At 47.2% G+C, this 10,805-nt stretch carries 9 protein-coding genes; 4 read left to right on the top strand and 5 right to left on the bottom strand.

Features of this window, described 5'->3' with window-relative positions:
• Positions 1-86 precede the first annotated feature (86 nt).
• Positions 87-1,163 carry a glycosyltransferase gene (locus MKY97_RS04185; protein WP_342554257.1) on the bottom strand — a complete coding sequence of 359 codons (1,077 nt, stop codon included), beginning with the start codon at positions 1,161-1,163 and terminating at the stop codon, positions 87-89.
• A 220-nt stretch (positions 1,164-1,383) separates the two neighbouring features.
• Between MKY97_RS04185 and MKY97_RS04180 the strand changes: the two genes are divergently transcribed.
• A complete protein-coding gene (locus MKY97_RS04180) occupies positions 1,384-1,689 on the top strand; it encodes a hypothetical protein (RefSeq protein WP_342554256.1) in 306 nt (101 codons plus the stop codon).
• A 23-nt stretch (positions 1,690-1,712) separates the two neighbouring features.
• Positions 1,713-1,871 (top strand): hypothetical protein, encoded by a 159-nt coding sequence (locus tag MKY97_RS04175; RefSeq protein ID WP_342554255.1) that lies wholly within the window; start codon positions 1,713-1,715, stop codon positions 1,869-1,871.
• An 82-nt stretch (positions 1,872-1,953) separates the two neighbouring features.
• Here the strand turns inward: MKY97_RS04175 and MKY97_RS04170 are convergent, their stop codons facing one another.
• From MKY97_RS04170 to MKY97_RS04160, 3 genes are all read right to left on the bottom strand, one after another.
• The gene (locus tag MKY97_RS04170; protein ID WP_342554254.1) at positions 1,954-5,328 is read right to left on the bottom strand and encodes a HEAT repeat domain-containing protein; all 3,375 of its coding nucleotides are present in this window, start codon (positions 5,326-5,328) and stop codon (positions 1,954-1,956) included.
• A 141-nt stretch (positions 5,329-5,469) separates the two neighbouring features.
• Entirely contained in the window at positions 5,470-6,846 is a 1,377-nt protein-coding gene (locus tag MKY97_RS04165; RefSeq protein ID WP_342554253.1) for a HAMP domain-containing sensor histidine kinase, read from the bottom strand.
• On the bottom strand, positions 6,839-7,537 hold the full coding sequence (locus MKY97_RS04160) for a response regulator transcription factor (protein WP_342554252.1): 699 nt from the start codon (positions 7,535-7,537) through the stop codon (positions 6,839-6,841). The genes MKY97_RS04165 and MKY97_RS04160 overlap by 8 nt, the downstream gene beginning before the upstream one ends.
• Positions 7,538-7,697: 160 nt before the next feature.
• On the opposite strand from MKY97_RS04160, the gene MKY97_RS04155 reads away from it, so the two are divergent.
• Positions 7,698-8,510 (top strand): TVP38/TMEM64 family protein, encoded by an 813-nt coding sequence (locus tag MKY97_RS04155; protein ID WP_342554251.1) that lies wholly within the window; start codon positions 7,698-7,700, stop codon positions 8,508-8,510.
• Between the two features lie 35 nt (positions 8,511-8,545).
• Positions 8,546-9,154: a GNAT family N-acetyltransferase gene (locus MKY97_RS04150; protein ID WP_342554250.1), complete on the top strand. Its 609-nt coding sequence runs from the start codon at positions 8,546-8,548 to the stop codon at positions 9,152-9,154.
• A gap of 135 nt (positions 9,155-9,289) precedes the next feature.
• Here the strand turns inward: MKY97_RS04150 and hemG are convergent, their stop codons facing one another.
• The gene (hemG, locus tag MKY97_RS04145) at positions 9,290-10,801 is read right to left on the bottom strand and encodes a protoporphyrinogen oxidase (RefSeq protein WP_342554249.1); all 1,512 of its coding nucleotides are present in this window, start codon (positions 10,799-10,801) and stop codon (positions 9,290-9,292) included.
• Between the last annotated feature and the right edge of the window lie 4 nt (positions 10,802-10,805).

Genomic DNA, 10,805 nt, shown 5'->3' with positions numbered 1-10,805 from the left:
TTTTATTGCACTAAATTGAATTTTTTTCTAGAATACTTCCATTTATTTGCTGTGTCAACTGTTTTTTTGAATATTCTGTGAACGATTCAATCCTGCTGTACAGATCGAGACACTGCAATGTCCTGAAGCGCCTGTTCAAAACGTACTGCAATGCGTTGAACCGCATAACCTTTAACCGATTCTCTGCAGGTCTCAGGTGCAGGAAGCGTCAGATCACCCTGCATAACGCCGTTCAAAATAGACGTCAATTGCCCCAGATTCCCGGGTTCATACAGCCAACCATTGCTGTCATTCACAATCTCTCTTGGTCCGTAATTGCAGCTGCTGGAGATCACCGGAATGCCCCTTGAAAGAGCTTCAATCAGAACGAGCCCGAACGGTTCTGTATCGGAAGCCAGAATTAATGAAGCAGCGCTGTGCACAGCATCCCATGGATTTTGCTGCCAGCCATGCCATACAATATGATGCTGCAGCCCCAATTGACAGGACAGTTCTTGTAAAGGTTCATATTGTTCACCATCACCGATGATGTGTAATTCAAAATATTTCTGCTGTAAAGGAGACAGGGCCTTTAAGATATGATCCACATTTTTTACTTTGGCCAGCCTTCCCACAACCAAAAATACAGGGTGAGCCGATCTGCTCACATACGGAATATCATCAAACTTCACAGGATTATAGACCAGCTTGTTCTGTTTCTCAGGAAAAACACAGTGCAGGTCTCTCAGGTTACCTTGACTGATTGCCAGATGGCCGTCCGCCGCCCGTAAATCTTCGAAGAATTGATAGTAAAAGTCCAAGTTGAAATGAAGCCAGCTAACGACAGGCACCTGCATATTTAATCGTGCGACCGCCAGCGATGAAGCCTTAACGCCAATGGCCCCTGTGGAGACGATGATATCTGCTCTCGGAAGTTCTTTAATGACGTTCGCCAAGGCAGCAGAATACATATTGAACAGAATATGCTTTGGAATGAAATCGCTAATTTTCCTAGACAAAGCGATCGTGTTCATTCCCTTTTCCCAGGCTTGATCTTCGGATTCCCCTCTCAGAATCACCGTTATATCATGCTTAGGCTTAAGCTCATGATAAATTAATGACAGGGCTGTCTCCATTCCACCTCGGCCGCTGAGCACAATATCTACGACTAATAGGATGTTCAATACGGGATGCCTCCTTAAGTGCAGATCGTTTAGTAGAAATATTCATGTGTTTCCCCTACCATTTTCCACCAAATACTAACACTTCTCCGCTTTAAAGTAAATTCATTCTTTGCCCTCTAAAAATGATTTGTTTTACATGTTCGATTCAACATGAATCACATGGCAGATTATTCAAACCTCTGATAAACTATCCTATATACATATCCATTGGAGGGAAAAAATGAAAGAGATTATGTTTATGATATCATTCCTGATGTACACGTTTACGACTTTGATGTTCTACACTGGAGGGGAGAGTAACACGTCATCTCCTGCTGCTGTCTTGGAAACTTCTGCTTCTGCCTGGGAAGAGCAGATTAATGAAATTGCAAACAACCAGCAATCCCCTAAGGAAAAAGCTGCCGCTGTAGAAAAGCTGGCTGAGGGATATACCCCGACTGCTGAAGAACTTGAGGAATTCAAAGTACATATTCTCAATGAGTTTCTTAATCTGAAATATCTCGACGATTATTCAAATGACCAATAATGTTAAGCAGCATGTTTCAAGCCATGGCTCTGGAGCATCATGATAACAGCCTGCTCAGAGATTTTGCTGAAGCTTTCTACCACAATACCAAAAATGTATACACTGGAGCGGCCAAGCCGGGAAGTGAAAGTGTGCTGAAGTATGAAGAGCAGATGTTTGATTCTATCAATGCGGGGAACTAAACCATCACCGAACGTTTTTTCATAAAATGTCTTCATCCCAAAAAGCGGTACAGAATAATGTCTGTACCGCTTTCCTGTTATGTTATTCAAGAGTCGTCCAGCTGTCCAGCGCCCGCAGCCGAACCGCTTCATGCTTATGCTGCCTGTAATTTCTTAGACGATTACGGCAATCCTCATTCCATAATAAAACCTCTCCCGCAATTTTCAGCAGGGTCAGCTCCATATAGGAGGAAGGCATATCCGGCCGTACCTGCAGCAAATCTACAATGCGAAGAAGCTGTTCCGGTTTCCAGTCTCCTTTGCTGACCATCACAGTTTGCTGTACCTGGCGATCCACCGATTCCAGGACATGCCCATGGGCATTTACGATATCTATGACTCTTTGCAGTCGATCTACCGCCTGTTCCGGCTGGCCCCAGTCAACCGCAGCCAAATGCAGTCGAGTTAACGCCAGTTTCAAGGTTTCAAATGGCTGAAGGGCCTCAATTATCAATGCATATAATGGTACAAGCCTGCTTCTTACAGACGGAGTTAACGAAACAAGTCGATCAATCAACTCCAGCAAACGCTGGCGATGCGGCAAATCTCTCTCACTGCCTGCATTCCATTCGCTCTGAACCTGTGCATCTGCCAAATGGCGGATCACATGCACGACCTGATCATTGACTTTCCCGTCCACACAAACCGTGACAAGAGCATGCAGCGCTGCTTTCCAGTGTGTACCATGCTGCAGATCAATCAGTGCTTTTACGGCACAATCCGCTATAGTCTCTGCACTCACATGTCCCCACCGAGCCATAGCATGGAAAGCTTCCATCGATACCATCGGATCATAATGACTCGCTATTTCAGTAATCCATTGTAAGTATCGCAAACGCGCTTCCACCGGAAGTTCATCTGGATATTGATTCAGCAGGCTTCGGGCGATGTCCCTGTCAGAAGAGGATGCCATGACACTCATCATCGCCCAGCTTCGCTCATCATCCAGACACTGTCTGGCAGCGTGACCGATGGCAATAATGACGTCCTTATGCCTGTTCGGCTTCTCGTACTCCCGGACGAGTAGTGTCATGCTCTCACTGCTCTTATACGCTCCCAGCAGTCGAACCGCTTCCTTCCTTACCGTGATCTTCAGCTTCTCACGATCCAGAAGTTTCGAGAGCAGTGAAGTGAGCAGCGCAGGGCTTACCCTGCGTGCACACTTCGGAATGGAATACATCGCGACTCGTGCACGGTCCCCATCCAGATGATCTAAGAGCACCGGAAGCGCCTCTTCCGGTTCCTCCGCTAATGAAAAAGCATGCAGCGCTGCCTCAACAATATGTATTTCCGGCTCCTGCAGCATCTTTTCCAGCAGCGGATTCGAGCGGTAATCCGGCATGCCCGCCAAACTTCGCATCGCATTTGCACGTTCATGAAAACTTCGTTTGCCGTCCTGCGCAGCACGCTCAAGCAGCAAAGCCAGCGCCTGCTGCTGACGCGGAAGCCAGCGGTAAAATCCGTCATAGGCTGGCACGAGATAGATCGTTTTACCCGATAAATGCCTACCTTTAATCACTTTGCCGGAGATAAACGGGTCCAGCCACTCCTGACGTTTCAGGTGCAGATGTTTAAACACTTCATAGAACGAAATAAAGGTCGGATCAAGGTCCAGAAGTTTCCTCACACGTGCATCCCTTGTCTTGTATGGTGCTAACCAGTACCGGACCGCTTGAGCAGCCGACTTCTTACCTTGCACCAATTCCTCCAGCAGTTCATGGAGTTTAGGCAAACGATCAATCGCTTTGCCAAATGCATCTGCCATCCGCAGGACGACATAGTCACTCTCCCGTTTATTTGCTTCAATACCCAAGGCATAGATCTCATCAAACAGCGTCTCTAATGCGGTCTGAGGCAGGCTGTCCCAATCCCTGGCAAACAGCATAAATTGTCCGTCACGCATAGCCATTCTCTTAAGCGTTTGCAGTGCAAATTGGAACAGCCGACATTCCGGGTCCTGTGCATGCTCTCGCAGGATAGCAAAAGCAAGCTTCTCCGCTGCCGTTCTCGTTCCGTACGAAGTGTCTCTGGCGTCAATGACACTGTCCAACAGTATAGTCAGATGATCTATGTGCTCTTCCTGGAACATCGGAACAGGACAGTTCGACAATTCGGACATGACCGTAAAGCGTACCGGGTCCTGATCGTTCTTCACCCTTGTCAGGAAGTGTAATGTCTCCTCCATCCCGCGCCGGGATAGAGCCGTGCTCTGAATAAGACGGGAATATGCCAAAGCGCGCTCATCCGCATTGGATACCTGAACCGACTGCTCCAGCGTTTTTCTTGCTTCGGCAATTAGACGACGTGCTGTCATTTCCAGTGTTCTGCCCCGGTCTTCCCGAATTTCACGCAGCATTAGCATCCGGGCCGCTTCCTTGTCGCGCAGCTGATGCGGCAGCACATCGAGCAGAGCCGTGGGGAACATGCGCGTCTTACGTTCCTGTTCCGGGTATGCCGCATCAAACAGCGCTTCACGGATGGATGGCGCAAGGGTATCAAGTACCTTAGCCACTTGATAAGGTGCCTCTGCAAGCATCGTTACCAGTGCGGTCCACTGGGCTGAGGTGAAGTATCTTCTTTTTTTCAACACGCCCGCCGGAATTCCATGGTTCAGCAGATATGCCCTTGTCTTCTCCCGTGTCAGAAGTTCGAATACACGCTCAGGACTCGTCTGGATCAGAATGCCCAATTGATCTTTAATAACAGGGTGAATCAGCTCTTCCGGGCCATACTGCAGCGCAAAGTCCAATAGAGCGGATGGCCTGAACACACCCAGCTTCTCTACCGCTGTACTCATCATGTACCATACACTGGACTTTCCACTGTCCGCAGTCTTGTTCAGGGCATCCTTCAGATACGCGGAGACCAGATCCGGGTAACGGGTCGTGATGATTCGCCAGTTACGAATGGCATATCCCAGCTTCGGAAGCTGCGCACGGACCGTTTCTTCACCGCATATGTACAGCAGTAGAACCGCTTCTTTTGCACCCCAGCGTTCCAATACAATCGGCAGCAATCGTTCTGCCCAGTCCTGTCTGTTATATTTCACAATGCTTCGCAGCAGCAGATGACGGCAGTGATACGACATGGACACGATCTCGGATTCAATGGCATAACCCGGATCGGTGACCACATCCGCCAGCATCCCGGCTGCCCGGCCTCTAACGCCGGCTTTGGGATGCTTCAGTGCATGTATAACGACCTGCGCATTCTGTACCGCACCAGCGCCAGTCAACGCCAGATGTGCCTCGTAAGCAGTTCCGCCATCCAGCAGCTCGATCAGCAGCGCAGCATAATTTTCAGGAGCCGGATGATTCCGTCCCAGCCGGGCAATCTCTTTCATTCGGTTCGAATAACCAAGCGAGTCCAATTGCTGTAAAACCAGTTGTTTACTCAGCGGAGTATGATTGTTCTTCATGAAGTCTCTCCCCTCACATTGTGGTTCTTACTTGTACTTCCACTTTATTTTCGTTCTTATTTACACTTCTTACCTCTGCTGCTTCTCTCTTATATAACCCTTCCTAACACCTGGAAGTTTCATCGAACATGCGGGAATGTATTATTTCTGCCTAAATTCCTCGTTTCCCTGGTCCCAATACGACTTCCGATCTTCTTTATTGAAAATAACGGGCAGTTCGATCTGTAAGGTAAAGGTGTCCGCTTGCCGAGATACCTTCAATGTTCCGTTATGCTGGTCTATTATTTTCTGACAGCTGACCAGTCCAATCTCGCTGCTATCCTTCGTTTTATCGACAGGTCTAATCTGGTTCCGAGCTGTCATGATTAAGATTTGCTGTCTGATGCATAACTCGATATCAATTGGATGAGAACGATCCGCATATTTCTTTATATTGGAGAAAATATTATCAAACACCCGGCGAATAGCTACGAGATTCATCTCCAGCAAAAAAGGCTGCTCCGCATGTTTGGGTTGGATGTGAACATCGAACTCTTCCATTACGGCGAGCTGCTCATCCAAGAGTTGATCGATCAACTCCCGCCCATCATAGATCTCAAATTCTACTTCCTCCTCCTCTGACGCAGAGGATACGGTGAAGTACTCGAACAGCTTGTCCGATAAAATTTTGATCTGATAAGCCTTCTCCCGACTATTGTGAATATACTGGTGCAAATCCTCTTGTGTCTTGTATTTGCCCAGTTCAATAATGTCCATGTATCCAAGCAGAATCGTGAGCGGTGTGCGCAAATCATGAGATATTGCCGTAATCAACTCCCGATTCGCAGTTCTCACCCTTTCCTCACTGCCAAGTCGCTCCACAAAAGATTTCCGCATCTCATCAATACTCCATGCCAGCGATGACAACTCATCTTTGCCGGATACCGTGATTCGATAATCCAGATTGCCACCTTCCAGTATTTTAATCTCGCGTTCCAGCTTGCCAATATACGATACTTTCCGATTAACGATCAGCAGGAAAATAATAATAAACGCAATCAAAGCAGCGAACACAGTCAAGACCAGCAGCAGGTTATAGTATTGATATTCGTAGAAACCAACCAAATAAATCTGTACCGTCTTATCCGCAAACTGGACCGCCGTTATTGGTGTTCTGGACGGTAATAACTGAGCTAACAGCTCTTCATTAATGGCAGAATTCACCTCGGTGTTGGAAGCATAAATCAACTTATCCTGTTCAAACATAAACAGCTCCAAATACCGTTCCCCACGAATCCATTCCGTCAGCCTATCTTGATCCTGAGCGGACAAATGCTCGCTGCTTACCATCGTTTGAAATCGTTCGAGCGCATCCCGCTGCCTGTTTTCTATAAAAGTCGACTTGTTTAAATAACTGTCGAGCGCTGTCTCGCCAACCACCTGTAACACGATGAATATACCAACGGCAGCGATCAGGGAGAGAATAATCGCAAGCACCAGCTTGAGCTTCAGTTTCTTTCCGATGAGCAGTTTATTCAATTTTGTACCCCTTCCCCCAAACCGTCTTCACATATTTAGGCTGCTGCGGGTCATCCTCCAGCTTGTTTCTCAGATTACGAATGTGAACCATCACCGTGTTATTGCATGTATAAAAATAAGGCTGCTGCCACACGCTCTCATAGATATTTTCGGCTGAAAACACCTTTCTGCGTTTCGATGCCAGCAGCATCAAAATTTGATATTCAATGTCCGTCAGCGAGATTTCCTTATCGCCGATAAAGACAGATTTGGAATCCTGATGAATCGTCAGATCCTTCACCACAATATGCTCGGACTCTTCGACCTTCTCCTTACCCCGATACACATAATATCTGCGAAGCAGTGCTTTGACTCTTGCTACAAGCTCGGTATACGAGAAGGGTTTGGACAGAAAATCATCGCTCCCGGACGAGAATGCTAATTGTTTATCCGAATCCTGTGTTTTGGCAGTAAGGAACAGGATCGGTGCACTTGTTTTTTCGCGAATCTCCAGACACGCCTTGAGTCCCGACTTGTTAGGCATCATCATATCCAGAATGATAAGATCGGTCTCCTCCGTTACTTTATCAATCGCATCTTGGCCGTCTACAGCTTCAATGACCTCGTAATTCTCACTTTCGAGCAAAATCTTCACGATTTCACGAATTTCACTATTATCATCTGCGATCAAAATCTGCTTGTTGTTATTCATACCAAATCCCTCCGTTCATTTCAGTATAGTCTGCGCGTTTCACCAGAGCCAGCGGACCAGGATCGTCTTAAGAATTCTTCAGAACTTCAGTAGGTATCTCTTCATGATTTCGATTTATAATATTAATAGTCAAAGTCATTACACAAAGGAGTCTTCAGCTATGCCGCAAACTTCAAAACGTATCGTGATGAAAGTACTGCTTGGTCTGATCGCTGTCTTGTCCACGGGTCTACTGATCTATTACGCACCAGCTATTATTAAAATCATGTCGTCAATGGACAATTTCAGAGCCTATATTCATTCAACGGGACACTGGGGCCCGATCATGTTTATTTTATTTCAAATTCTACAGATTGTCGTTGCACCTATTCCCGGAGAGGTCGTACAGATTGCCGGGGGGTATATCTACGGTTCTATAATCGGTTCCTTTTATACAACGGTCGGTCTGATCATAGGATCAGCGATTGCCTTCTATTTCACCCGTTTTATCGGTCGTGATTTTATATCGCGCCTGCTGCAGAAGCAAAATGTGAAATGGATGTCGTTCATGCATGATGAGCGGAAATTTACCGCTTTTCTGTTTATCTTTTTCCTTATCCCTGGTCTGCCCAAAGACATGCTTGTATTTGTCGCTGCGCTAACATCGATCAGTTCGTTACGCTTCTTCACCATCCTGTTGGTTGGTCGTCTGCCCTGGATTATCGCATCAGCCGCGGTAGGTTCCAATTTGCATATGCAGCAGTACACGATCGCCATCGTCATTTCGGTTATCGCTGTAGTTGGATTTATATTCGGATATATCTATAAGGACAAATTAATGAATCTATTTTCCAAAGCAGATAAAACGAATAAGATAGATGAGATTATTGAAATTCATGAGACAATCGGGACAAAGGAAGTCAGCACGCCGATCAAAGCCAAAGCCGCACCGGCTATAGTTAAGCCGAGAGACTTGGCGCCCAAAAAAGGATAATGAATATCACGCGAATCTAATTGGAGGAATCATATATGCAAACGATCGAAACTAATCGATTGATTTTACGTAATTTTACCGCATCGGACGCTGCCGGATTGCTCGAGTATACTGCGAATCCACGAGTGAACTGCTTTATGGATCATCAGATGTCGACACTTGAGGAAGCAGCCGCAGAGGTAGAGAAACGAAGCAAGGATGACTCCCATATCGCCGTCTGCCTGAAAGACAGCAGCGAAATCATTGGAGAGCTGTTCGGTATGACAGAAGGCCATGATCCAGATTCGGATTCCGATTCGGATTCCAATTCGAATCCAGACTCAAAATCAGATTCAGATACGTATAGTATCGGCTGGAATTTTAACGGAAGGTTCGAGGGAAAAGGATATGCCAGTGAGAGTGCTCGTGCTTTCATGGAACACCTCTTTATGGAACAGGGAATTCGGCGAATATACGCTTATGTAGAAGACGATAACTTCCGGTCTCAGAAGCTGTGTGAGAAATTAGGCATGCGCCGGGAAGGACTATTTCTGGAATTTATTTCTTTCGTCAAAAATGAGGACGGCACGCCGAAATACGAGAACACGTATCAATATGCGATATTGAAAAAAGAATGGCTGGCGCAGCAGGCTCATGCGAAATAGCCTGATCAAAATCCATTGATTATGAGAATATAATCCTTGAGCAGATCATCTCGGCGTAAGGAAACTTAGTGCCCTGACAACAAAGAAGCGGCAGCTCTATCCGATGTTTCGGGACAGGCTGCCGCTTCTATATGTTTATCTGTCCAGCAACGCGGCAATCACTTTCTCCGCCATAACCCTGCCTTGTGAAATGCAGTCCGGAACACCGATTCCCCGGTAACCTCCGCCACCAACGTATACTCCCGGCATAACATCTTCCAGCAGCTTCTCAACTTCTCCGATTCGTTCCAGATGTCCGACTTGATACTGGGGCATGGAATGCGGTAAACGATTAATCTCTGTGAAGATGGGCTGTGCCGAAATGCCCATCGTTTCCTGTAATTCACGACGGACTTCAGCAATAATATCGTCATCGGCAAGCTGCTGGCTCATTGAATCACGACCATATTTACCTACATATGCCCGCATAAGAACATGACCTTCGGGGGCTGTATGTGCCCACTTGCTCGACGTCCAAGTGCAGGCAGTGATTTTACGTTCCTCCTTGCGCGGTACGACAAAGCCGGACGCTTGAAGGGAAACACCCACATCCTGTTCACGATAAGCGAGTACAACGTTTATTACAGAAGCATAAGGAATCGAACGCAGGTATTCTGCAATCGAATCATGCTCATGTGACAACATATCCGCTGCTGCATAGGCAGGTGCGGCGATCACAACTGCATCCGCTGCAAGTGAAGAGCCGCTGCTTAAATGGATCTTATATCGGCCTCTATGAGTGTTTGGGGTTGTATCCGTTTTGGTCACTTGAATGACTTCCGTCTTCCTGATCAGCCGCACTGTGGACGTTGAAGCCAGTGCCTGCTCAAGTTGGGTGACCACGCTCTCCAGTCCACCGCTTGCACTTAAAAACATGCTTCTCGAAGCCGTGCCCGCTGGTTGTGATACAGATTTCACAGCTGCGCCGGCTGCAGGCTTGGCTGCTTGCTTCGGTACTCGACTTTTTCTCACCCCAAGCATGCCTACAATCAGGCTGCGATGTTTCTGCTCCGTTTCCTGCAGCATCGGAAAGGTTGCCTGCACACTCAGTCCATCTGCATTACCCGCATAGATGCCTGCCAGAAGCGGCTCGGCAATCTGTTCCAATACTTCATCGCCGAGTCGTCTGCGCAGCAGCTGACCCAGTGATTCATCCTGTGGGCTTGACCGTCGCGGCAAAACAAGATCAGCCGCAGCGCGCACTTTACCCCGCAGTGATAACAGTCGGGTAGTTATAAACGGTTTCCATTTCGTGGGTACTCCGAGCATGAAACCATCCGGGATTGGATGCAGCTTGTTCCGATAGGCGATGTAACTGTGAGATACTCCCGGCCGCGTACCGACGATTTCTTCCCCCATGTCAAGCTCATGCATAAGCTCAATGATAGACGTTTTGCGTGCGAGAAAAGAATCGGGTCCCCGTTCGATCACAAATCCATCCCTTTTACCGGTGTGCACATGCCCGCCGAATCGATCTTTTTTTTCCACTATGACAATATCTGCTGTTACATCGTTTGCCCTGCAAAACTGCTCCACATAATAGGCTGCGCTTAATCCGGTAATACCGCCGCCAGCGATGACGACTTGTTTCCTGTGTTGATTCTCCATGTTA

It is taken from the genome of Paenibacillus sp. FSL R7-0652 (genome assembly GCF_038595045.1).
Lineage (GTDB): Bacteria > Bacillota > Bacilli > Paenibacillales > Paenibacillaceae > Paenibacillus.
The sequence above is the reverse complement of the archived record's forward strand: the minus strand, read 5'-3'. Positions and strand labels throughout refer to the sequence as shown.

What these genes read in the sequence shown, in the direction of transcription:
- MKY97_RS04170 (WP_342554254.1), bottom strand. Translation starts at nt 5,328, where the DNA reads ATGAAGAACAATCATACTCCGCTGAGTAAACAACTGGTTTTACAGCAA.
- MKY97_RS04175 (WP_342554255.1), top strand. Translation starts at nt 1,713, where the DNA reads ATGGCTCTGGAGCATCATGATAACAGCCTGCTCAGAGATTTTGCTGAA.
- MKY97_RS04155 (WP_342554251.1), top strand. Translation starts at nt 7,698, where the DNA reads ATGCCGCAAACTTCAAAACGTATCGTGATGAAAGTACTGCTTGGTCTG.
- MKY97_RS04180 (WP_342554256.1), top strand. Translation starts at nt 1,384, where the DNA reads ATGAAAGAGATTATGTTTATGATATCATTCCTGATGTACACGTTTACG.
- MKY97_RS04160 (WP_342554252.1), bottom strand. Translation starts at nt 7,537, where the DNA reads ATGAATAACAACAAGCAGATTTTGATCGCAGATGATAATAGTGAAATT.
- MKY97_RS04150 (WP_342554250.1), top strand. Translation starts at nt 8,546, where the DNA reads ATGCAAACGATCGAAACTAATCGATTGATTTTACGTAATTTTACCGCA.
- hemG (WP_342554249.1), bottom strand. Translation starts at nt 10,801, where the DNA reads ATGGAGAATCAACACAGGAAACAAGTCGTCATCGCTGGCGGCGGTATT.